19 protein-coding genes and 1 pseudogene are annotated in these 24,568 nt (G+C 43.3%); 1 reads left to right on the top strand and 19 read right to left on the bottom strand.

Annotation, left to right across the window (positions count from 1 at the left end):
• Position 1: 1 nt before the first annotated feature.
• The 11 genes from rlmN to ACZ5AE_RS09505 all read right to left on the bottom strand — a co-directional run bounded on the left by rlmN (position 2) and on the right by ACZ5AE_RS09505 (position 12,650).
• Positions 2 to 1,090, bottom strand: a complete 1,089-nt coding sequence (gene rlmN, locus ACZ5AE_RS09555) for a dual-specificity RNA methyltransferase RlmN (protein ID WP_464571672.1) — start codon at positions 1,088 to 1,090, stop codon at positions 2 to 4.
• Between the two features lie 3 nt (positions 1,091 to 1,093).
• On the bottom strand, positions 1,094 to 2,446 hold the full coding sequence (gene rsmB / locus ACZ5AE_RS09550; RefSeq protein ID WP_464571670.1) for a 16S rRNA (cytosine(967)-C(5))-methyltransferase RsmB: 1,353 nt from the start codon (positions 2,444 to 2,446) through the stop codon (positions 1,094 to 1,096).
• 1 nt (position 2,447) lies between these two features.
• Positions 2,448 to 3,392: a methionyl-tRNA formyltransferase gene (gene fmt / locus ACZ5AE_RS09545; RefSeq protein WP_464571668.1), complete on the bottom strand. Its 945-nt coding sequence runs from the start codon at positions 3,390 to 3,392 to the stop codon at positions 2,448 to 2,450.
• A complete protein-coding gene (gene def / locus ACZ5AE_RS09540) occupies positions 3,389 to 3,874 on the bottom strand; it encodes a peptide deformylase (RefSeq protein ID WP_464571666.1) in 486 nt (161 codons plus the stop codon). Before def ends, fmt begins: the two co-directional genes overlap by 4 nt.
• 179 nt (positions 3,875 to 4,053) lie before the next feature.
• On the bottom strand, positions 4,054 to 6,465 hold the full coding sequence (gene priA, locus ACZ5AE_RS09535; protein ID WP_464571664.1) for a primosomal protein N': 2,412 nt from the start codon (positions 6,463 to 6,465) through the stop codon (positions 4,054 to 4,056).
• On the bottom strand, positions 6,462 to 7,676 hold the full coding sequence (gene coaBC, locus ACZ5AE_RS09530; RefSeq protein ID WP_464571662.1) for a bifunctional phosphopantothenoylcysteine decarboxylase/phosphopantothenate--cysteine ligase CoaBC: 1,215 nt from the start codon (positions 7,674 to 7,676) through the stop codon (positions 6,462 to 6,464). The genes priA and coaBC overlap by 4 nt, the downstream gene beginning before the upstream one ends.
• A gap of 152 nt (positions 7,677 to 7,828) precedes the next feature.
• Entirely contained in the window at positions 7,829 to 8,047 is a 219-nt protein-coding gene (rpoZ, locus tag ACZ5AE_RS09525; protein ID WP_464571660.1) for a DNA-directed RNA polymerase subunit omega, read from the bottom strand.
• Between the two features lies 1 nt (position 8,048).
• Positions 8,049 to 8,663, bottom strand: coding sequence for a guanylate kinase (gene gmk, locus ACZ5AE_RS09520; RefSeq protein WP_464571658.1), 615 nt, complete (start codon positions 8,661 to 8,663; stop codon positions 8,049 to 8,051).
• Between the two features lie 12 nt (positions 8,664 to 8,675).
• Positions 8,676 to 8,939, bottom strand: coding sequence for an extracellular matrix/biofilm regulator RemA (gene remA, locus ACZ5AE_RS09515; protein ID WP_213116381.1), 264 nt, complete (start codon positions 8,937 to 8,939; stop codon positions 8,676 to 8,678).
• 60 nt (positions 8,940 to 8,999) lie between these two features.
• Positions 9,000 to 9,875, bottom strand: coding sequence for a YicC/YloC family endoribonuclease (locus tag ACZ5AE_RS09510; protein ID WP_464571656.1), 876 nt, complete (start codon positions 9,873 to 9,875; stop codon positions 9,000 to 9,002).
• Between the two features lie 96 nt (positions 9,876 to 9,971).
• Positions 9,972 to 12,650: a calcium-translocating P-type ATPase, SERCA-type gene (locus tag ACZ5AE_RS09505; protein ID WP_464571654.1), complete on the bottom strand. Its 2,679-nt coding sequence runs from the start codon at positions 12,648 to 12,650 to the stop codon at positions 9,972 to 9,974.
• 217 nt (positions 12,651 to 12,867) lie between these two features.
• Between ACZ5AE_RS09505 and ACZ5AE_RS09500 the strand changes: the two genes are divergently transcribed.
• Positions 12,868 to 14,577, top strand: coding sequence for an Rqc2 family fibronectin-binding protein (locus ACZ5AE_RS09500; RefSeq protein WP_464571652.1), 1,710 nt, complete (start codon positions 12,868 to 12,870; stop codon positions 14,575 to 14,577).
• A 432-nt stretch (positions 14,578 to 15,009) separates the two neighbouring features.
• Here the strand turns inward: ACZ5AE_RS09500 and pyrE are convergent, their stop codons facing one another.
• From pyrE to ACZ5AE_RS09460, 8 genes and pseudogenes are all read right to left on the bottom strand, one after another.
• Positions 15,010 to 15,642 (bottom strand): orotate phosphoribosyltransferase, encoded by a 633-nt coding sequence (pyrE, locus tag ACZ5AE_RS09495; RefSeq protein WP_464571650.1) that lies wholly within the window; start codon positions 15,640 to 15,642, stop codon positions 15,010 to 15,012.
• A complete protein-coding gene (gene pyrF, locus ACZ5AE_RS09490) occupies positions 15,639 to 16,355 on the bottom strand; it encodes an orotidine-5'-phosphate decarboxylase (RefSeq protein ID WP_464571648.1) in 717 nt (238 codons plus the stop codon). The genes pyrE and pyrF overlap by 4 nt, the downstream gene beginning before the upstream one ends.
• 1 nt (position 16,356) lies before the next feature.
• The gene (locus ACZ5AE_RS09485; RefSeq protein ID WP_464571646.1) at positions 16,357 to 17,268 is read right to left on the bottom strand and encodes a dihydroorotate dehydrogenase; all 912 of its coding nucleotides are present in this window, start codon (positions 17,266 to 17,268) and stop codon (positions 16,357 to 16,359) included.
• Positions 17,265 to 18,038, bottom strand: coding sequence for a dihydroorotate dehydrogenase electron transfer subunit (locus ACZ5AE_RS09480; protein ID WP_464571644.1), 774 nt, complete (start codon positions 18,036 to 18,038; stop codon positions 17,265 to 17,267). The genes ACZ5AE_RS09485 and ACZ5AE_RS09480 overlap by 4 nt, the downstream gene beginning before the upstream one ends.
• Positions 18,035 to 21,241, bottom strand: coding sequence for a carbamoyl-phosphate synthase large subunit (gene carB / locus ACZ5AE_RS09475; RefSeq protein WP_464571642.1), 3,207 nt, complete (start codon positions 21,239 to 21,241; stop codon positions 18,035 to 18,037). Before carB ends, ACZ5AE_RS09480 begins: the two co-directional genes overlap by 4 nt.
• Positions 21,208 to 22,325, bottom strand: a pseudogene (locus ACZ5AE_RS09470) (carbamoyl phosphate synthase small subunit). Before ACZ5AE_RS09470 ends, carB begins: the two are co-directional and overlap by 34 nt.
• Entirely contained in the window at positions 22,322 to 23,608 is a 1,287-nt protein-coding gene (locus ACZ5AE_RS09465; RefSeq protein ID WP_464571640.1) for a dihydroorotase, read from the bottom strand. The pseudogene ACZ5AE_RS09470 and the gene ACZ5AE_RS09465 overlap by 4 nt, the downstream one beginning before the upstream one ends.
• Positions 23,568 to 24,512 (bottom strand): aspartate carbamoyltransferase catalytic subunit, encoded by a 945-nt coding sequence (locus ACZ5AE_RS09460; protein WP_464571638.1) that lies wholly within the window; start codon positions 24,510 to 24,512, stop codon positions 23,568 to 23,570. The genes ACZ5AE_RS09465 and ACZ5AE_RS09460 overlap by 41 nt, the downstream gene beginning before the upstream one ends.
• Positions 24,513 to 24,568: the final 56 nt, after the last annotated feature.

The following is a 24,568-nucleotide window of genomic DNA, read 5'->3' as shown; positions in this document are numbered from 1 at the left end:
TTTACATCGTCTCCTCTTTTCGCTCCTTTGCACGAAGCTGCCCGCATGCTGCATCAATATCATGGCCGTGCTCCCGGCGAATGGTTACATTTATACCATGCGTTTTTAGCGTTTTCTCAAAAGCAAAAATCTTTTCTCTAGGCGTGCGGACGTAATCCCTTTCCGGAACGTAGTTAACAGGTATCAGATTCACATGGCATTTAAGCCCTTTTATCAGTTCTGCCAATTCCTCGGCATGCTCAACTGAATCGTTAACGCCGCCAAAAAGGCCATACTCAAAACTTATTCTTCTGCCTGTCTTATCGATATAATACCGCACTGCTTTCATTAAGTCATCAAGTTTAAAAGCTCTATTTATCGGCATTAACCTTGACCTTAATTCTGTATTAGGAGCATGCAAGGAAATGGCAAAATTAATTTGCATATTTTCATCGGCAAATTGATAGATCTTCGGGATAATACCACTTGTTGAAACAGTGATATGACGGGCCCCGATATTTAACGCCTTATCGTGATTGATAATTTTTAAAAACGACAGCATATTATCGTAATTGTCAAACGGCTCGCCAATACCCATAATGACAACGGAGCTAACTCGTTCATCTGATTCATCAAGAGCTTGCTGAACCTTGACCACCTGGGCAACGATTTCACCAGCTTCTAAATGTCTTTTTAAGCCGCCAAGAGTGGAAGCACAAAAGGTACAGCCAATTCTGCAGCCAACCTGAGTCGTTACACAAACTGAGTTTCCATAATCGTGACGCATTAAAACAGTCTCTATGGAATATCCATCATGAAGCTCAAACAGAAATTTGATGGTTCCATCCGAGGATGTTTGCTGAATAACTGTATTTAAGGTAGTAATCTGAAACGCCGCGGCCAGTTTCTCTCTTAATCCCTTGGACAAATTGCTCATATCCTCAAAGGAAGTGACCCGTTTTTTATAAAGCCAGTCAAAAATTTGTTCAGCCCTGAATGGTTTTTCGCCATTCTCTTTCAGCCATTCCTTTAAATCTTGAAGCTCAAGTGAGTAAATCGATTTCTTATTGTTCAATGTTGTATTCTTCTCTGCTGTATTTAGTTGTTCCAATCGTTACACCTTCCTTTTTAAAGCGGCTATATAAAAGCCGTCTGACCCAAAATCCTGCGGGAATATTTGTAAATCAAAACCGGTAATGAGAGGTTGAACCGCTTCTGGCATCCTATTTATAAATGATAAATCTCCCTCAAACTCCGAATTGTTGGCTAAAAATGTCTTTACTGTATATTCATTTTCCTCTTTATCTACTGTACAGGTACTATATACAAGAGTGCCGCCTTTTTTCAGTAAAGGAGCAACAGATGTTAATAGACTTTGTTGAATACTGCTTAAACGCTCTAGATCCTTTTCGGTCTTGGTATATTTCATATCAGGCTTTCTTCTCATCACCCCAAGCCCTGAGCATGGTGCATCAAGCAGAATGTGATGAAATGATTCCGGCTCGAACTTTTCCTGAAGCAATCTTGAATCAGAGACATTTGTCTTTATATTTGATAACCCTAATCTGCGGGCATTTTCATTGATTAGTCTTACTTTGTGCTGGTGAAGGTCAACGGAAATCACTTCGCCGGTATTTTGCATCTTTTCAGCTATATGAGTGCTTTTACCTCCAGGGGCTGCACAAGCATCAAGGACAAATTCATTTTTTTCCGCGCCTAATGCATAAGCTACAAGCATCGAACTTTCATCTTGAATTGTGAACATTCCATATTTAAAGGCAATGCTGGAAGCCAGATTTCCCTTTAACGACCTAATCGCCTCTGGAATAATCGGGCTTTTTTCAATTTGAAACCCCTCTTCTTCCAGCACCTGGGCACATTCCTCTCGAGAAATCTTGGTGAGATTGACTCTGGCAACTTGCATGGGTGCTGTTAGATTGATCTCACACATTTCTTTTGTTTTATCATAACCAAATTGGCTGGCCCAGCGACTAACAAGCCATAATGGATGACTTGTTTCCAGTGATAATCTTTCAATAGGATTAGAAATTTCATTTAAAGAGGGGAGTCCTTCTCTTTGAATGCTTCTAAGCACGCCATTAACCAAACCTGCAATTCCTTTATGTCCGCGTTTTTTGGCAATTTCTACTGCTTCATAAATAGCAGCACGATCAGGAATTCGGTCAAGATAAACCATTTGATAAACCGTAAGTCTAAGTAAATGAATAATCCAATCCGCCAATTTTTTATGGTCTTTTATAAAAGGCTTAAGAAAGAAATCTAAGGCCATTCTTCTTTGTAATGTTCCATAGGTTAATTCCGTTAATAAGCCGATATCCTTTTTCGGAATTTGATTATTATTGATTGCATGATTAAGCAGCAAATTGCTGTAGGATTGATTTTTTTCTATTGTAACAAGAAGGTCCATTGCCGCTTCACGCACATTCGTTCTCGCTTTGGTTGTCATTTTATTCTCCTAATTTACTGCCTGTTGAAATTTTCGAACCAGCTCCCCGCAAAAATTGCTCACTGGCCATTTTTGTCTTTCCGGATGGCTGCAGTTCTATAATTTTAATCGCCGTATCATCTCCGGTACTGACCGTTAAGCCGTCCGGCTCAATGTTGATTATGGTCCCGGGTACGTCCTTCTTGACATTTCTGATTTTCTCCGCTCTCCATATTTTTAACACCTGGCCATCTAACATCGTAAAAGCAACAGGCCATGGATTTAAGCCGCGAATTTGATTATATATTTCTACGCCTGTTTTGGCCCAATTGATTTTTTCCTGTTCCCGCTTAATATTAGGAGCAAAGGTCGCCTCACTATCATTTTGAGGCATTGGGTTTACTTTGCCCTCGAGGAGCCTGGGCAGCGTTTCTGAAAGCAGTTTGGCACCTGCAGCACTAAGTTTTTCATGAAGTGTACCAACGTTATCATCTTCGGCAATTGACACTTCCACTTTTGATATCATATCACCGGCATCTAATTTCTCGACCATATACATAATGGTAACCCCAGTTTTCTTTTTCCCCTGCATAATAGCATAGTGGATTGGCGCTCCGCCACGTAATTCCGGAAGCAAGGAAGCATGGACATTGATACATCCAAATTTTGGGGCATCCAGCAGCTCCTTTGGTAAAATCTGGCCAAAGGCTGCCGTTACGATTAAGTCCGGATTCAAAGCGAGGATTTTACTGAGCTCATCTGAGTGACGAATTTTTTCCGGCTGTAAGACAGGAATCCCCTGCTTTACCGCTTCTACCTTAACGGGGGGCGGTGTTAAAACCTTTTTTCTGCCGACAGGCCTGTCTGGCTGGGTTACCACGCCAATTACCTCGTAGCCATCTTCAATGATTTGTCTTAAAATAGGCACTGAAAAATCGGGTGTACCCATAAAAACAATTTTCGTCATTCAGCCTCTACTCCTTTTAACTCATCTTCCTCGAGATATCGCAACACCTTTGAAGTAAACAAAATCCCATCTAAATGGTCAATTTCATGTTGAATAGCCCGTGCCAGAAACCCTTCAGCCTCCACTACATATTTTCTGCCTTTTCGATCCAAGGCCTCAATTTTCACAAAATTTGGTCTAGATACTTCCCCAAACAAATCGGGAAAGCTTAAGCAGCCCTCCGGTCCCGTTTGTTCTCCGGCTGTTTCAAGTATACGCGGATTTATCATTTCGATTGTCCCTGTTTCATCATCAATGTCGACTATCGCCACGCGGGCGTCGACACCAATTTGTGGAGCTGCAAGCCCCACCCCATCAAATTCAATCATGGTGTCATACATATCATCTAGCATTTTTGCCAGTTTTTTATCAAACTTTACTACCTCTTGGCATTTTGTTTCCAGTATTTCCGCAGGGTAGTTTACAATTTTACGTATCGCCAAAACGGTTCCTCCAGTAAGCTTTTTAACTTGTTTGATCTCTCGCTGCAGAGCCTGGGGGCCGAAAGGTCTACAGCCATATCCGACAAGAAGGCTAAAGAACAGACTTCTCGGCCGGCTCGACTTATTCCTGTCGCCCCTGATCAAGGCGCTTTCTGCTTTAGTATTCATTTTCACCCAGTTTACATTAAGATAAACGGATTTACGTCAACGGACACAAGAAGTCCATTTTTCACTTCATTTTGATGCTGATCAATGATTGTTTTCAATGTTTTTGTCAAGTTCGGTTCCCGCTTGTATTTTATCAGACATTGATAGCGATATCTATTATTAATCCTTGCGATTGGCGAGACTGAGGGGCCAAGAACAACCGCCTGGTTAGAAACCTGTGTTCTCAAGAAACGGGCAATTTTCTCTGTAGCGGACATGACTGTCATCAACTGCTCATGACTGACCGTGATAAGAGCAAGAAAATAAAAAGGCGGATAATGGTGCATTTTCCTAACAAACATTTCCCGCTGATAAAAAAGGTCATAGTTCTGTGTTCCGGCCAGCTCGATGCTGTAGTGTTCCGGAGTATAGGTTTGGATAATCACCTCTCCGGGAAGCTGATGACGCCCGGCCCGGCCGCTTACCTGTGTTAATAATTGAAAGGTTTTTTCTGATGACCGGAAGTCTGGCAAATGAAGCATCGTATCAGCGGAAAGCACACCGACAAGAGTAATATTTGGGAAGTCCAGCCCTTTTGCAATCATTTGCGTTCCCAATAAAATATCCGCTTTGCCGTCCTGAAACTCCTTAAGCAATCTTTCGTGTGAACCTTTACGGCCTGTTGTATCCACATCCATCCGAATGACCCTGGCCTCGGGCAAAATTTTTCCAAGCTCGTCCTCAACCTTTTGCGTCCCTGTTCCAAAGTAGCGGATATATTCGCTAGAACACTCAGGGCATATCTTTGGAACTGGGCTTTCAAAACCGCAATAGTGACATTTCATTTGAACTCCAGCCCGATGGTAGGTAAGGGAGATGTCACAGTTAGGACAGCTTACAACATAGCCGCAATCCCTGCACATGACAAACGAAGAATGTCCGCGTTTATTTAAAAATAAAACGGACTGCTGGTTTTTTTCGAGCCTGTCCTTAAGCATTTCAAAAAGTTTCGTGGAAAACATGGAACGGTTCCCGGCGCGAAGCTCTTCACGCATATCGATAATTTCCACGGACGGCAGTGCTTTATTATTCATTCGCGCCGGCAAGGACAATAGATGGTAAACATTCTTTTGCGCTCTCGCAAACGATTCTAAAGATGGAGTGGCACTGCCTAGCACAACCGGACAAGAATAGGTCTTCGCTCTTTCAATCGCCACATCTTTAGCATGATAGCGCGGCATTTCCTCCTGTTTATAACTTGTCTCATGCTCTTCATCAATAATAATAATGCCAATATTTTCGAACGGGGCAAAAATAGCGGATCTTGCTCCAACCGCTACCTTAACCTGTTTCCGTTGGATTTTCCGCCATTCATCGTACTTTTCACCAGCCGATAAACCGCTGTGGAGCACCGCAACCTGGTCGCCGAATCTCCCTTTAAACCGATTGACCATCTGCGGTGTAAGGGCAATCTCCGGGACAAGGACGATCGCTTCCTTGCCTTTTTCAATAACCTCCTGAATGGATTGCAGGTAAATTTCTGTTTTACCGCTGCCAGTAACTCCATAAAGCAGAAAAACCTCATGTTGATTTCCTTCAATAGAATCAAGAATCGGTTTAATGGCGGTGGTTTGGGCCTCAGTTAAAGGAAGCGGGGTGGTTCGTTCGAAGATGCGGTTTTCATATGGGTCCCGGTAAACTTCTTTTTCCGCTTCCCACAGCAGTTTCTTTTCAACAAGGGCTTTGACTGTGGTCGAGGAGACTTTAATTTTTTCAGTCAATTGCCGCAATTCAATTTCGCAGTGATGTTTTATAAAATACGACAGCACTTGCTTCTGCTTTTCCGCATTTCCAGGCAGCCTCTCCAGCTCCAGCTTCATGTCCTGGACACTAAGAGCGGGACCAATCACATGGACATGTTTTTTCCTAACCTTTTCCTTCACTTCATAAAAGACCTCAAGAAGCCCTTCGGCCGAAGCCCGATGCAGATAGGGAACAAGGCCATTTTTTAATGCTATTTCCCATTGGAGCGTGCTGCTGTTAGCAAAGTATGGCTGGAGCGGTAATTGCAAATCCGCAGCAGCAGCTCCTGGAGCAAGTTTTACCTTTTTTTCGTACTTAGCTTTTAAAGCCGCGGGAAGCATGACCTGAAAGGCAAAAATCTTAAAGCATAGGGTATGGTCTGTCAGCCAAGTTCCAAGCTTTAATAATTCATGATTCAAAACCGGCTCAAGGTCCATCGGTTCAATAATTTCCCTTAATTGTTTGAATTCGGACTCACACTTCACCTCAATAACAAACCCTTGAATTTGACGCGGGCCAAACGGAACGACGACTCTCATTCCCGGTTGAATAATCTCCACCCATTGGTCTGGAATCAGATAATCGAATGCTTTATCTGTTTGTTTCGCCGGCACGTCTACAATAACACTGGCAATGTTCATTTTTTCTCCAAATCCTTTAGAAGTGCAGCAATTTCTTCAATAATTTTCCCGGCGACGTCAGCTTTAGACATCAAAGGCAAGTCAACTATTGAGCCGTCACGTTTGTATAGGGTGACGATGTTTGTATCTGTGCCAAATCCTGCTCCTTCGGCCTTCACATTGTTAGCGACAATCATATCGGCATTTTTTGTTAGCAATTTTTTCCGAGCATATTCATCGACATTATTTGTTTCTGCCGCGAAACCGATCAACACCTGATTTTTCTTTCTTTTGCCAAGTTCAAATAATATGTCTTTTGTCCGTTCAAGCTCTAGTGAGGTGCCGCCAGGCTGTTTTTTCACCTTTTCATCAAAAGCAATTTTGGGACGGTAATCAGCAACAGCCGCTGTTTTTATCACAATATCCGCCTTATCAAAAACTTCTATACACGCGTTAAACATATCTTCCGCGCTCTCAACCTTGATTAGCTCAACACCTGAGGGGGCGGTTATTTGCACTGGACCGGAAATCAACACAACATTTGCCCCTTGTTTCCTAGCTTCTTCTGCAATGGAATAACCCATTTTTCCGCTTGAATGATTCGATATAAAACGGACAGGGTCAATTTTTTCCCTTGTAGGTCCTGCTGTTATTACGACTGTTTTCCCTTTAAGTGGTTTAAGTTCCCTGTGGACAAAAAAATCTTGAATTAACTCAACAATCTTCTCCGGTTCTTCTAAGCGGCCTTTGCCAACATAGCCGCAGGCAAGATAACCCTCGCTTGGTTCGATGAATCGGTATCGGTAGTCCGCCAAAGTGGCAAGATTCTTTTTAACCGCCGGGTGGTCATACATGTGGACGTTCATGGCCGGTGCAATCCAGACTGGTGCCGTTGTCGCAAGCAGCGTAGTAGTGACCATATTATCAGCAATACCGCTTGCCAGTTTGGCAATCGTATTGGCTGTGGCAGGTGCCACGAGAACCAGATCGGCCCAGTCGGCTAAGTCGATATGGGCAATGACCTGCGGATTTTTTTCATCAAATGTATCTGTATAAACTTCATGGCGTGAAAGTGCTTGGAAGGTTAATGGGGTTACGAATTGGCTGGCTGATTCGGTAATTATAACCTTAACTTGGGCACCGGCTTGAACGAGTTTGCTTGTCAAGGCCGCTGCCTTGTAAACAGCAATCCCACCTGTTACGCATAATAATATTTTTTTATTGGTTAGCATACTTTCCCCCCGCTTTATTTAACACTTTTTCCTCTATTATGATTGAATTTTACTTATTTTTCACCTTTTACTATTTGAATTCGACAAAATTCTATTACAAAAAATAAAAAGGCTGACTGTTACGTCAAGCCTTCATTAAACGGTTTCTACATTTATTCAGCAGGAGTTTCTGCTTTTTTGGCAATGCGGTAGGTTAGCTCGCCACTGTAAATTTCTTCAAGCGCTTTTCCAACATATTTGTAGGAAACGTATTTTGGCAGTCTTTCGTCTTTTGCCTGTGACATGGCGCGGGCACGCTTAGCCGCCACAGATACCAAGGAATATTTTGAATCAATTTTTTCCAGCAATGAATCGATAGAAGGGTATAGCATCCTAATCAACCTCCAGCAATTTTTTATATCGTACTTCTACTCGTTCCCTGCGGCAATGCTCTGCAACTACAATCGCTTTTATGCGTTCACAGGCGAGTTCAACTTGGTCATTCTCAACAACGTAATCGTATAATTCCATCATTTCAATTTCTTCACGAGCTGTCAGCATCCGATTATGAATAATATCTTCTGTTTCCGTTCCTCTTGTCACAATTCGGTTTTTTAATTCCGAAAGACTTGGCGGCATCAGAAAAATAAATAAACCTTCAGGGAATTTTTCACGAACTTGGCGGGCACCCTTGACCTCTATCTCGAGGAAAACATCTTTGCCTTCATCCAGGGTTTGCCGGACGTAATCAACTGGCGTGCCATAATAGTTACCAACAAATTCAGCATACTCAAGCAGCTTGCCGTGCTTAATCATTTCCTCAAACTCTTTGCGAGTTCGGAAAAAATAATCCACTCCATCCACTTCCCCAGCACGAGGCTTTCGGGTTGTAACCGAAATGGAATATTCAAAGGCCGTATCAGGCTGTGAAAAAATCTCTTTTCGTACAGTTCCTTTACCCACCCCTGATGGACCGGAAAGTACAATTAACAATCCTTTTTCTGGCATATTACTAAAATCCTACCCTTCTTCAATAGTATCCTCACGGTCCGTTAAGCGGTGTGCCACTGTCTCAGGTTGAACGGCGGAAAGAATAACATGATCACTATCCATTACAATAACAGCACGAGTCCGTCTTCCGTATGTAGCATCGATTAATGATCCGCGGTCCCGGGCATCTTGGATAATTCTTTTTATAGGAGCTGATTCGGGACTTACGATAGAAATAATTCGATTTGCCGATACAATATTACCGAAACCAATATTAATTAATTTAATTGCCATGAAAATCATCCAATCATTAATAATATATTTTGACCGTGTCTATGCATTTCTAAACAGATTCTATTCGATATTTTGAACCTGCTCCTTCAGTTTCTCAAGCAAGCTTTTCATCTCAACTGCCTTCTTGGCAATTTTTGCATCATTAGCTTTTGACCCAATGGTATTGACCTCTCGATTCATCTCCTGAACGATAAAATCAAGCTTTCTTCCAATCGGTTCAACTTCATTTAATGTTTGCACAAACTGATCCAAATGGCTTGTCAATCTGGTAATCTCTTCATTTATATCGGCTTTTTCGGCAAAAACAGCCACTTCTGTCAAAAGCCTTGTCTCGTCCACCTGACCGCCAGTAAACTCCTGCATTCTCTTTAAGACCCGCTCCTTATAAAGCTGAACCACTTCTGGCGCATAATTTTGAAGCTCCTCAACATGAGTTTCCAACTGGGCAATAATGGCAAGCAAGTCTTTCTTTAAAACAGCGCCTTCCGCGAGCCTCATTTGTTTTAATTGGATGACCGCTTCCTCGGCAGCGGATAACACTAAATTTTCAAGCTCTTCATTGCCGGCTTCATTTTCTTCAATATGTAATAGGTCTGAACGAAGGAGCAAATCCTGAAGGGTTGCTTTTCCATCAAATCCATATCTGCTCTTTGCCTGTTCGATAAACTGATAATATTCATCAATCAATTTCCAATCAACTTGAAGTGTCCGGGTAATTAGACCTGTACCTTCAATATTGATATATACCTCCGACCGGCCGCGGCGGATATACTGATTCAGCTTCTTTTTAATTTTATCTTCTATTTTTAATAGCTGTCTTGGCATTCGAATATTTATTTCAGTAAAGCGATGATTAACCGATTTCACTTCGACATTCACGGTAAAGAAATCCGATTCTGCCCGGCCTCTTCCAAAGCCTGTCATACTTACAACCATTCTAGGCGCACATCCATTCTTTGAATTTATGCTATAAGCTAAAAAATCCAAAAGGTAATAGAATGGATTCTATTACCTTTTGGATTATATCACACTTTATTTTGTTTTTCTTAATAAAAATGAGCCTGCTAGTAAAAAAGTTGGGATAGAGGATAATCCGATTATCAACAGCCAGTCCTTCGCAGTGATTGGAAGGGTGTGGAAAATCGGCTGCAGCGGCGGATAATAGATCACTGCCAATACCATTAGCAATGATGATATAACTGACCATACAAGGTATTGGTTACCAAAAGGGTTTCTTGACAGTACAGATTTCTCACTGCGGCAATCGAAGACATGAATCAGCTGCGCCATAACAAGGGTGGCAAACGCAACAGTCTGAGCATATTGCAGCTGTGATGGGTCATTATGATAGACAATCATAAAGGCTAAAAGCGTCACCAGTCCGATTAAAAAGCCGCGGGATACTACCTTCCAGCCAAGTCCACGCGAGAATACTCCTTCATTAGGACTTCTTGGTCCACGTTTCATAACGTTTTCCTCTGGCCGATCTAGTCCAAGTGCCATCGCCGGCAGTCCATCTGTCACCAAATTCACCCAAAGAATCTGGATTGGCACGAGCGGTAAAGGAAGACCCAGAAGCATGGCAAACAACATTACCAAAATTTCACCAACGTTTGAAGCTAACAAGTAACGGACGAACTTGCGGATATTTTCATAAATATTTCTGCCCTCTTTGATGGCAGCTTTAATGGTTGCAAAATTATCGTCTAGTAAAACGAGTGCCGATGCTTCTTTAGCTACATCCGTTCCGGTGGTACCCATGGCTACCCCAATGTCTGCTGCTTTGATGGCAGGTGCATCATTGACGCCATCCCCTGTCATCGCTACAATATGGCCTCTATTCTGAAGGGCTTTAACAATTTTCAGTTTATGTTCGGGTGATACCCTGGCAAAAACCGAAACATCCTCAACCACATTTTCTAAATCCTCAACCGTCATTTCAGATAATTGCTTGCCGTCAAGAACCTTGCTTTTACTCGTTAAAATTCCGAGCTGGGCTGCGATAGCTTTAGCGGTGATGGCATGGTCGCCGGTGATCATGACAGTCTTAATGCCCGCCTCCTTACACTCTTTAACCGCTAGCTTTACTTCAGGTCTTGGCGGGTCTATCATCCCTTGAACGCCAATAAAGGTCAATTTGTTTTCGGCTTCTTTTTCACTTAAAATATACGTATTTGCTGGTATTGGCTTAAAGGCAATCGCAATCGTCCGTAATGCCTGTGCTGCCAGATTGTCAATCGCAGATTGAACCTTTTTGTTTGTTTCCTTGTTTAAATATTGGGTTCTCCCGTCCCAAAGAATCGATTCACTGATTCCCAATATAACATCAGGGGCCCCTTTTGTGATGATAAAATGTCGACCCTGCTTGTCTTTTACATGGATGCTCATCATTTTTCTTGAGGAATCAAAAGGAAATTCATTCATAATGGTAAATTCCTCAAGCAGCTTCGGACGATTAAAGCCTGCCTTCATGGCACTTACCAAAAGCGCGCCTTCCGTTGGATCACCATCAAGAATATAGTCCTCGCCTTTAAGGCTTATATCAGAATGGTTGCATAACATCCCAAAAATCAGCATTTGTTGCAAGGCTTTTTCATCCTTAGGTTGAACCTTTCTTTCATTCCGGAAAAAATCACCCTTCGGCTGATAGCCGCCACCGTCAACAGTCCATGTTTGTCCGCCGCTCCAGAGATGGGTTACCGTCATTTTGTTTTGCGTCATGGTTCCGGTTTTATCCGAACAAATAACCGATGCACAGCCAAGTGTTTCAACCGCTGGCAGCTTCCGGACAATCGCCTTTTGCTTGATCATCTTTTGGACTCCCAGGGATAAAGCTACCGTCACGATCGCCGGCAGCCCCTCAGGTATTGCGGCTACTGCTAAGGAAACTCCTGCCAAAAACATTGTATAAATATCATGTCCCTGAATCACACCGACCACTACTACAAGAAAGGTCAGAAGGAGTGCCACTGTAATTAGAATTTTCCCTAACTGTTCGAGCCTCCGCTGCAGCGGTGTTTCTTGGGATTCAGCCGTTTGCAAAAGTCCGGCAATCTGACCCATCGCAGTTTTCATACCGGTAGCAATGACAACACCCACACCGTTGCCTCTCGTCACCATCGTTCCCATAAAGGCGGTATTTTCCATATCTCCAATGCCCGGATTTTCATTCGTCAGCTTCTCCGTAATTTTCGAAACAGGTACCGATTCACCGGTCAGCGCTGATTCTTCAATTTCCAAACTTTTTGATTCAATCAGACGAACATCCGCACCAATCCTGTCGCCGCTTGCAAATTTCAAAATATCGCCAACAACGATTTCCTTTGACGGAATCTTCAACCATTTTCCATCTCTTAACACTGAAACCTGTGGAGCAGATAACTCCTTTAATGCCTGAAGTGACTTTTCCGCTCTCCGTTCTTGGAAAAAGCCAAGGAATCCATTGATAATGACAATGGCAATGATCGCAATTGCATCGATATATTCACCAAGCAGCCCCGATATCAACGTTGCTGCAAGGAGCACCAACACCATGAAATCTTTAAATTGGCTAAAAAATAAGAGTAAAGCCGATTGCTTCTCCCCTTCTTCTAGTTCATTTAAACCAAATTGCTTTACCCTTTTTTTCACTTTTTCTGCTGATAATCCAGATGAAAAGTCGGTTTCTAGAGCCTTTTCAACTTGTTTTATCTCCATCTCATGGAACTTCATCCGACCATCTCACTTCCCCCTTAGCTCTAATTCTAATGACTAGCCTGTAATTCTCTGCATTAAACATTAGTTGGAGCATGCAAAGCACCCACAAGCAAGAACTCTATAGACAGCTTATTCAGGGTCGTCCAAAAAAATGCTATGATAAAAGACAGATTCTCAATTGAAAGGTTATACTTATATAGAAAACTATTGTTAATAGAAAAGGATGTTCACCATGTCATTTGATGGTTTATTTACAAAAGCAATTAGTCATGAACTTTCCCGTTCCCTAAAAGGCGGGCGGATTAATAAGGTTCATCAGCCTTATAAAAATGAAATTATTTTAACGATTCGTGCAGGAGGGGTAAATCACCGGCTGCTTTTATCCGCCCATCCGAGCTATGCAAGGGCACAGCTCACCACCGAAACCCACGAAAACCCGAGTGAGCCGCCAATGTTTTGTATGCTGCTTAGAAAGCATATTGAGGGCCATATTTTAGAGGATTTATATCAAGTTGAAACCGACCGAATGATTATTTTTGAAATCAAAGGCCGGAATGAAATTGGTGATATCAGTTATAAGCAATTAATTATTGAAATTATGGGCAGACACAGTAATATCATCTTAGTTGATAAAACCCGGAATATTATTTTGGACAGTATCAAACATGTGTCGTTTGCTGTTAACAGCCACAGGGCCATCCTGCCAGGTCAGAAGTATGTGTTTCCGCCTGAGCAAAACAAGCAAAATCCGTTTAAAGCAAATGAAGAAGATGTCGTTAGAGGCCTTGATTTTAATGCTGGACGGCTTGACCGCCAACTTGTCGAACAGTTCGCTGGCATCTCGCCGCTATTTGCGAAGGAGGTCATTTTTCAAAGCGGGCTTGCCAATCGGACGACTGTTCCCAAAATATTTTTAAGCCTAATTAACAAAATCCAAGCAGGGACGATTTCACCGTCAATCATCACTACTCCCGAAAAGGAAGCCTTTTATTTGTTTCCGCTTGAGCACCTGAAAGGTGAAGTGAAGAGTTTTTCCAGCCTTAGCGAATTGTTGGAGCGTTATTATTTTGGCAAGGCGGAACGTGACAGGGTCAAACAACAAGGGAATGATATTGAGAAGCTTATTGCGAATGAAAAAGAAAAAAATGAAAAGAAAATAGAAAAACTTGAAGCGACCTTAAAGGAAGCAGAAAAAGCCGATGAATATCAGCGTTATGGCGAATTGTTAACTGCCAATCTTTATGCCACCAAAAAGGGAATGAAAGAAATTGAGGTTCTTGATTATTACGATGAAAACGGCGGAACGATTGTCATTCCGCTGGACCCTCGGAAATCTCCTTCTGATAATGCGCAAAAATATTTTTCCAAGTATCAGAAAGCGAAAAACGCTGTTTCAATTGTCATCGAACAGATTGAAAAAGCTCGAGTTGAAGCAGCCTATTTTGACAGCCTTCTGCAGCAGGTCCAGTCTGCTTCCCCTAGAGATTTGCAAGAGATACGCGATGAGCTTGTGGAGGGCGGATATATTCGCGACCGTCAGAAGCGAAACGGCAAAAAAATGCAAAACGCCAAGCCGGTTCTTGATTTCTATCAGTCCTCAGATGGAACTGAAATTATCGTTGGTAAAAATAATAAACAAAATGACTATTTGACAAATAAGCTCGCGGCAAGGGATGAAATTTGGCTGCATACGAAAGACATTCCTGGTTCACATGTCGTTATTCGAAGCAAAGAGCCTTCTGATGGGACAATTCACGAAGCTGCAATGTTGGCTGCCTATTTTAGCAAGGCGAAAAATTCCAGCTCAGTTCCGGTTGATTTTACAAAAGTGCGTTTTGTCAGGAAACCGAGTGGTGCCAAGCCAGGATTTGTCATCTATGACCATCAGCAAACGGTATACGTGACACCGGATGAGGAAATGGTACTGAAATTAAAGAAATAATGCTATAAATGCGTAAAGCCCCGGAGTTGCCCGGGGCTTTTTTTATTATTAGATCAACAAAACGACTTGTTAATAATGGTTATCGATACTTTTCAGAGATATATCGACACAAATTTAAATTATATCTACAATTTTTGAGGATATATCTACAAATTCCAGAAATATATCAAGGCTCTTTTCGTAAAGTTTGTTGTTTTTGGAAATAACACTGTCCGTTCCTTTCCGCTACAGGCGCTCAGCAAACCCGCGGGGAGGAAGTCGAGCCTCCTCGACGTTCCGTCTGCGGGGTCTCGACCTTTCCTCTATTTCCCGCAGGAGTCAAGCGCCTTTCGCTCCAATCCACTCGGTGTTTTCAATATAGTTAAAAGCAACATCTCTCAGAAAAGAGCCTATATCAACAATTTTTCAAGTTTATCTACAAATTCACTAAAATTACTCGAACCTCTTGCTCCACTCGCCAGGGTCCTTGCTCCATGCAAGCAGACTTTCTTGGTCATCCTGGCTGATGTAGCCTTTTTCAATGGCCGTCTCAACAAGGGAAGGAAAATCAGTCAAGGAGTAGCTTGTAATTCCTTCCGCAGCAAAAGCTTCTTTCCCTTTTTCAAGACCGTATGTAAAAATGGAGACGACCCCAAGTACCTCACAGCCTGCCTCTCTAAGAGCCTGTACCGCTGTGATGACACTTCCGCCGGTGGAAATTAAATCTTCAACGACAACCACTTTTTGTCCTTGCTCAACTTTTCCTTCAATTTGATTCCCCTTGCCATGGCCCTTTGCTTTGGAGCGGACATAGCACATTGGCAAGTCCATCAGCTCACTGACCCAGGCCGCGTGAGGAATCCCGGCAGTAGCTGTTCCCGCCACCACTTCAGCACCAGGAAAATTCTCAGCGATTAGTTTTTGCAGCCCATTGGCAATAGCCCTGCGGACGGCCGGATAGGATAAGGTTAGCCGATTGTCACAATAAATGGGGGAACGAAGACCTGAAGTCCAAGTAAATGGATTTTGCGGGCGTAATCCTACCGCGTTAATGTCTAGTAATTTTTCAGCAATAGTGTGTTTCATTGGTGTACTCCCTTCCATGATTCCATCCAGTGTTCATAGCTTTTCAGAGGATCTGCCGACCTTGTGATCGAACGCCCGACAACAATCGCACTGACACCTGCGTTTCTCGCAAATTCAGGTGTTGCTACCCGTTTTTGATCCCCAACAGAATCCGTAGCAAGCCGGATTCCCGGACATACAGACAAAAAGTCAGCGCCAATCTTTTCACGGATGGACGCTGCTTCCCATGCTGAACAGACGACGCCATCAAGACCGGCTTTTTTTGTCAGGGAAGCATAGTGCAGCACTGACTCTTCAAGCGAAGCTGCGATTAGCTGTTCATTTTTCATTTGCTCCTCTGATGTACTTGTCAGCTGGGTAACGGCAATGCAATACGGCCTTTTCTTTCCGGAAGCAGTACCAGCCTCCAGACCCTCTACCGCTGCTGCCATCATTTCTTTTCCGCCAGCCGCATGAACATTAACAAGGTCACAGTTCATGCGGGCAAGTCCCTTCATCGCACTATAAACAGTATTTGGTATATCATGAAGCTTCAAATCCAAGAAAATGCGATGTCCTGATTCCTTTAAGCGGTGAATGATGGATGGCCCTTCTTGGTAAAAAAGCTCCATTCCCACTTTTACAAAAAGTTCTTTGCCGGCAAATGGTTGTAAAAATTGATCTACTTCAGCCGAATTAGCAAAATCAAGCGCAATGATAAGCGAGTTGTTCATCCTATTTCCAGCTCCTTCCCGTACATTCACTAATATGTTCAAATCCCAGTTGATTTAGCAGCACCGGCAGCTGTTCGATAATCTCGGGGCAGACAAACGGGTTCACAAAATTTGCTGTACCTACAGCGACCGCACTTGCTCCCGCATAGAAAAATTCAATGACATCCTCAGCAGATTCAATGCCGCCCATTCCGATAATCGGTATATTTACTGCTTGACTTACTTCGTATACCATTCGAATTGCTACAGGTTTTACAGCTGGGCCAGAAAGGCCGCCAGTTCGGTTCGCCAAAATTGGCTTGCCTGTTTTTAAATTCAGCCGCATCCCTACAAGCGTGTTAATCATTGTAATACCATCGGCACCGCCATCCTCCACCGCCTTTGCCATCTCGACAATATTGGTGACGTTTGGTGACAGCTTTACATAAACCGGAACCTCGGAAACTTCCTTTACTTTTCGTGTTAATTGCTTTGCCACTTCTGGGATGGTCCCAAAGGCAATTCCACCCGTTTTAACATTTGGACAGGAAATATTTAATTCCAGTGCATGGACGTTGGGCGCTTTTGAGATTTCTTTCGCAACCTTAACATAATCCTCTTCCAGCGACCCAGCCACATTAGCAATAATCGGTACATCATATTGGGACAGCCATGGCAGCTCTTGGGAAACAACCTTATCCAATCCGGGGTTTTGCAGCCCGATGGCATTTAGCATCCCTGCTGAAGTTTCGGCAACCCTTGGAGTTGGGTTTCCAAACCGAGGCTCTGCTGTTGTTGCTTTGATCATGATCGCACCAAGAATGCTTAGATCGTAAAATTGGCTGTACTCGCGGCCAAATCCGAAGCAGCCTGAGGCCGGTATGATAGGGTTTTTCAAGCTTAATCCTGGTAATTCAACATGTAATCGGCTCATATTAACACCTCTCCGGCACGGAATACAGGTCCGTCACTGCAAACTTTTTTATAGGAAGCGCCCGACGGGTCATCTGCACGTTTGCATACGCAAGCAAAGCATGCCCCGACGCCGCAGCCCATCCTTTCCTCTAGTGATAAAAACATTTTTTTATGAGAGTACTGCTGTTCAAGTGCTCTTAACATCGGGGTCGGACCACAAGAATATACACAATCAAACTGTAAATCCTTTATGACATCCGTTACAAACCCTTTAACTCCATAAGAACCATCCGCCGTGGCAACATATGTTTCGCCCAGTTCCGAAAATTCTTGTTCGTAGAAGACGGCTGATTCAGCTTGGAAGCCCAGGACATTAATGACCTTAACGCCTTTTGCTCTCAATTGTTTCGCAAGCTCATAGAGGGGAGGAACACCTATTCCTCCACCCACGAGCAAAGCAGTCTCACCAATACTGGCTTCATTTATAGGGAAGCCATTGCCAAGGGGTCCGAGGATATCGAGTTCCATCCCCGGTTCCATCGATGCCAATAGCGTAGTTCCTTTTCCATCTTTTCGATAGATCATCGTAAACTGCTCTTCGGTTACATCATACGAGGAAATGCTGATTGGTCTTCGCAAAAGCGGATCCAATCCATTTCCTACCCGAATATGAACAAATTGTCCAGGCTCGGTAATGTCATGAACCATCTCAGCCTTAACGGTAAGCTCATAAATGTTTTCAGCAATCAACTTTTGACTGATGATTTTGCAAATTTCCTTCCGTATCATGCAAAAACTGCCTCCCTGCTTGGTACACTCATCGCTTCAGCGGAAAAGTTCATGGACTCCACCACTTTTAAGATAGCATCGGCAGTATCTAATGAGGTCAAACAAGGTACTCCATTTTCAACTGCTTCGCGGCGGATTCTAAAGCCGTCCCGTTCAGGCTGCTTTCCTTTTGTCAATGTATTAACGATTAATTGCGCTTCGCCATTTTGGATAATATCTAATAATGTTCTACCTTCTGCACCAATTTTGTTGACTACCTCAACCGGAAGGCCGGCAGATTTTAATATGTCTGCTGTTCCGCTTGTGGCCACCAGACGGTAGCCAATGCCGGCAAACCGTTTCGCAAGCTTAAGTGCTTCTTGTTTATCTTTATCAGCGACTGTAAACAAGACCGTCCCAAACGGCTGTATATTCATTCCTGATGCGACTAATCCTTTGTAAAGAGCCTTCTCAAGTGTGATATCCTTGCCCATTACCTCACCAGTTGATTTCATTTCCGGTCCAAGCGTGATATCAACATCTTTTAATTTAGCAAAAGAGAATACCGGTACTTTTACATAAACACCTGATTGTTCAGGCACTAGTCCGGACTGATAGCCCTGTTCAACGATTGAGACCCCAAGAATAGCCTTTGTTGCAATCTTGGCCATCGGAACATGGGTGATTTTACTTAAGAATGGCACTGTCCGGCTGGAACGTGGATTAACTTCCAATACGTAAATCTGGCCGCCCGATAACACATATTGGATGTTGAGGAGACCTACGATGTTCAAGCCCCTCGCTAATCTTTCTGTATATTCAACAAGAGTCTTCTTAACATCCTCAGATAATGTTTGCGGCGGATATACGGCAATTGAGTCACCCGAGTGCACCCCTGCCCGCTCAATATGCTCCATAATGCCTGGAATCAAGACATTTTGACCGTCGCAAATGGCATCTACTTCAATTTCTTTACCGGTTAGATAACGGTCAATTAAGACTGGATGATCAGGATTGATTTTGACGGCATTCTCCATATAATGGAGCAGTTCTTCCTTGCGATACACAATTTCCATCGCCCTGCCGCCAAGCACATAGGATGGACGGACAAGGACCGGATAGCCGATTTCCTCAGCAATTATGACTGCTTCTGCGACTGAAAGGGCGGTCTTTCCAAGCGGCTGCGGAATGTTCAACAATTCAAGCGCCTGTTCAAATTTGTCCCTGTTCTCTGCACGGTCTAAGTCCTCTAAGCTTGTTCCTAAAATGTTAACACCATTTTCCTCAAGCTTCGCAGCAAGGTTAATCGCTGTCTGCCCGCCAAATTGAACGACTACTCCGATCGGCTGTTCCAGATCAATGATGCTCATGACATCTTCAATTGTCAGCGGTTCAAAGTACAGCTTGTCAGAAATACTGAAATCTGTCGAGACTGTTTCTGGATTGTTGTTAATGATAATAGCCTCATAGCCTGCTTCCTTAATGGCCTTTACAGAATGGACAGTCGCATAGTCAAACTCAATCCCCTGGCCAATCCGAATTGGGCCTGATCCGAGAACGATGACACTTTTTCTATCTGACACAAGAGATTCGTTTTCCTCTTCGTAAGTTCCATAGAAATATGGAGTTTCTGACTCAAACTCCGCAGCGCACGTATCTACCATTTTATAAACCGGGAGGAGACATAAGTCTTTCCGAAGCTTGTAAATCTCGCCTTCTGTTTTATCCCAAAGCTCAGCAATTTTCTTATCGGTAAACCCTTTTTGCTTTGCTTCTTTAAGAAGTTCGTTATCAAGCTGGTTGTCAGCCAATTTTGCCTCCAGCCTGATAATGCCCTCCATTTTCTTCAAGAAAAATAAATCAATCTTGCTCCAATCATGAATCGTATCTATCGTAATGCCGCGTTTTAGCGCTTCAGCAATGTAAAAGAGGCGCTCATCACCGGCTTTTCTGATCCGTTTTTCAATAAGGTCGTTATCAATTTCAGCGGCACCGTTTAGTTGGAAATGATAGACACCCGCTTCAAGGGAACGAATTGCTTTTAACAACGATTCTTCAAATGTACGGCCAATTGCCATAACCTCGCCAGTGGCCTTCATTTGTGTTCCAAGCGAACGGTTTCCGGACTCAAACTTGTCAAATGGCCATCTAGGGATTTTTGTTACAACATAATCAAGGGCCGGCTCGAAGCTCGCATACGTTTTTCCGGTAACAGGGTTCAGCATTTCATCAAGTGTCAATCCAACTGCGATTTTTGCTGCAAGTTTGGCAATCGGATAACCCGTTGCCTTTGATGCTAAGGCTGATGAACGGCTTACCCTTGGATTCACTTCAATGACATAATAATTAAAGCTGTATGGATCAAGGGCAAGCTGAACATTACAGCCGCCTTCGATACCCAGCGCACGGATAATTTTTAAAGACACATTTCTTAATAATTGGTATTCTCGATCACTTAATGTCTGACTTGGCGCAACAACAATGGAATCACCCGTATGAACACCAACTGGATCGATGTTTTCCATGTTACAGACCACGATGGCATTGTCATTTGCATCGCGCATCACTTCGTATTCAATCTCTTTGTAACCTGCGATGCTTTTTTCCAATAAACATTGATGAACAGGGCTGTTCTTTAGTCCGCTTGTTACGATTTCCTCAAGCTCGGCGTCATTATGGCAGATGCCGCCGCCTGTTCCACCCAGCGTAAAAGCCGGACGGACAATCACCGGAAAACCTACCCTTTCCACAAAAACTTTGGCTTCATCAAGCCCATGGATAATTTCGCTGTCTGGTACCGGTTGATTCAATTCATTCATAAGAGCACGGAACAATTCACGGTCTTCAGCTTGATTAATAGCAGTTAGCTTAGTTCCCAGAATCTCAACGCGGCACTCTTCAAGAACGCCCGAATTTGCCAGTTCAACAGTCAAATTCAGCCCAGTCTGACCGCCTAATGTTCCTAAAACGGCGTCAGGACGCTCTTTACGGATAATTCTTGAGACAAAATCCAGTGTCAACGGCTCGATATAAACGGCATCAGCAATTTCTGAATCTGTCATAATCGTAGCGGGATTGGAGTTAACTAGAATTACCCGGTATCCTTCTTCCTTAAGCGCAAGACACGCCTGCGTTCCGGCGTAATCAAATTCTGCTGCTTGCCCGATGACGATTGGACCTGAGCCAATCACTAGAATGGAGTTGATATCTGTACGTTTAGGCATTTGCTGCTACCTCCTGTTTTTCAGCTTCAATCATCGCAAGAAATTGTTCAAATAATCCGTTGGCATCTTCTGGACCAGGGGAGGCCTCAGGGTGATACTGTACTGTAAAAGCCGGGTACTCTGTATGCTTAAGGCCCTCTACAGTTCCATCATTTAAAGCAATATGGGTCACTTCTAGTCTGGTATTTTTAACTGATTTTTCATCTACTGTATAACCATGATTTTGAGAGGTAATTGAAACCTTTCCTGTCGATAGTTCCTTTACCGGATGATTCGCACCACGGTGACCGAACTTCATTTTAACGGTATCAGCGCCGCATGCCAGGGCAAACAGTTGATGCCCAAGGCAAATTCCGAATAGAGGCACTTTTCCCAAGATGTCCTTTATCATTTGAATTCCTTCTGGAACATCCTTTGGATCCCCAGGTCCATTGGAGAGCATGACTCCATCAGGACGCAGCTTTAAAATCTCATCAGCTGTTGTATGGTAAGGAACGACGACAACATCACAACCGCGTTCATTTAATTCCCGCAAAATTCCGTGTTTCATTCCGAAATCGACTAGCACAATTCTTTTGCCGCGTCCCGGGCTTGGATAAGGGTTCTTTGTGGAAACCCTTCTTACTTGATCAATTGGAAGGCGTGTCTTCCTTAACTGTCTTAACACCTCTGAAGCATCGTTTTCAATGCTGCAAATCGCTCCCTTTAACGTGCCGTGCTGGCGGATAATCCTTGCCAGTTTTCGAGTGTCGATCCCGGCTATCCCAGGGATTTTTTTCATTTTAAAATATTCATCTACAGTAAATTCACTTCTCCAGTTGGAAGGAAAGTCACTGACTTCTTTAACAATAAAACCTTTTACGGCAGGAGTAATGGATTCAAAATCATCGCGGTTAATGCCGTAGTTCCCGATTAACGGGTATGTGAGCATAACGATTTGTCCGCAATAGGATGGGTCGGATAGAATCTCCTGATAGCCTGTCATGCCTGTATTAAACACAACTTCACCAATTGTATCAACATGACTTCCAAAGCCATCACCGATAAAAACAGTTCCATCTTCTAATATTAGCTGTGCCTTCATGCTGTAACACGTCCTTTTTCCCAAACTATTTGACCTGAAGCAATTGTTAATACCGGCCAACCTTTGCACTTCCATCCGGCAAATGGGGTATTTTTTCCTTTTGATAAAAACTCGTCAGGATTGATTTCTTTCTCTTCGTTTAAGTCTAATAACACGATATCCGCTGCCGCTCCCTCTTCAATTCTTCCGAAAGGAAGTTCAAAGCAATCGGCAGGCTTTGTCGTCATATAAGCAATTAACTGTTCGAGTGTGATAATGTTTTTCAAAACAAAATGGGTATAAAGAAGTGGAAAGGCAGTTTCCAGACCGACAATTCCAAATGGCGCCAGCTGCATTCCTTCAGCTTTTTCTTCGGCCGTATGCGGTGCATGGTCTGTAGCAATAAAATCAATCGTACCATCCAGCAGTCCTTCGATTAACGCCTTTTTATCGTCTTCACCCCGAAGTGGAGGATTCATTTTAAAGTTAGCATCAAGTCCAGGAATATCATTTTCTGATAATAAAAGATGGTGCGGAGTTACTTCCGCGGTAACTTTAATGCCGGCCCGCTTGGCGTCCCGGACGGTCCTCACCGATTCCTTTGTGCTGATATGGCAGACGTGATAATGGCAGCCTGAAGCTTCAGCAAGAAGGACATCTCTGGAAATTTGAACGGATTCGCAAACAGACGGGATCCCGTTTAACCCGTGCTGCTTGGAGAAAGTTCCTTCATGGACACAGCCTTTGTGAATCAACGTATTTTCCTCACAATGGGCAACGATTGCCATATTTACTTCTTTTGCTTTTTGCATTGCCTGAAGCATCATATCAGCCGATTGGACGCCTACACCGTCATCTGTAAAGGCAAATGCTCCAGCCTCTTTCAGTGCTGCAAAATCAGTTAACTCCTGTCCGAGCTGTCTTGTAGTAATGGAGGCATATGGCAAAACGCGTACGCTTGCTGTTTCCTTAATCCTGTCCATCACCCAATTCATTTGCTCCTTGGTGTCAGGCACCGGTCTCGTATTTGGCATTGCCGCTATTGTCGTAAAACCGCCGCGTGCTGCTGCCATCGTTCCAGTTGCGATGGTTTCCTTTTTCTCGCCGCCAGGTTCCCTTAGGTGGACGTGAAGATCAACAAACCCTGGTGACACAAGCAATCCTTGTGCATCTACAGTTCTTTCAGCCGATTCTGTTAAACCAGGTCCCAGTTTGCTAATAATTCCATTTTCTATTAAAATATCCGATTGTTTCATTTCTCCATTAGATGCTATATATTTTGCGTTCTGAATAAGCAGCTTCATATTGATTTCCTCCTCCTAAGCTTTCAAGTGACCGCTTCAAGGCAGCCATTCTTACATAAACTCCGTTTTGCATTTGTTTAAAAATTCTCGACCGTTCGCATTCAACTAGGCTGTCTGCGATTTCAACGTTTCGGTTTACCGGGGCCGGATGCATGATAATGCTGTGCGGCTGTAATTGCTTTTCTCTTTCTAGGGTTAGACCATATTTTTTATGGTACTCAGAGGCTGTAAAGCTTCCCTTTTTCTGATGGCGTTCATGCTGCACACGAAGAAGCATGACAACATCGGCTTCTCTAAGAGCCTCATCAACTGGTTTAAAACGGGAAGTACTTAAACTATGATAGTCAAACCATTCTTCCGGCCCTGAAAAAATGACCTCCGCCCCCAGCCTGGTCAATGCATCAGCGTTGGAACGCGCTACCCGGCTATGACTGATGTCCCCAATTATTGCAATTTTCAAGCCAGAAAAACTCCCAAACTCCTGCTTTATCGTTAGCAAATCAAGAAGGGATTGTGTCGGGTGGTGTCCGCATCCATCGCCTCCATTTAATATTGGAATATTGATATTTTCAACCAATTCATCAAAATAGCGATCCTGGCTGTGGCGGATAACAACAGTATCAACACCGATTGATTCCAGCGTTTTTACAGTATCATATAATGTTTCACCTTTTTGAACGCTAGAGGTTTGGACTTCAAAAGGAATGACGCTTAAACCTAACCTTCTTTGAGCCATTTCAAAGCTGCTTTTTGTTCGGGTGCTAGCTTCAAAAAAGAGGTTTGCTGTATACATTTGCCTTTCCGGTTTCCAAAACTGTCCTCGTGAAAACCTTTCAGCATCTTCAAGAATTTGATAGATCTCCTCAACTTTTAACTCGTTTGTTGTTAATAGGTGCTGTAACATCCTTTTTCCCCACCTTCTCTAATTGCTTAAAAAAATCACCCTGACTAAGTGGTCAG

It is taken from the genome of Neobacillus sp. S1227, assembly GCF_055385255.1.
The sequence above is the reverse complement of the archived record's forward strand: the minus strand, read 5'-3'. Positions and strand labels throughout refer to the sequence as shown.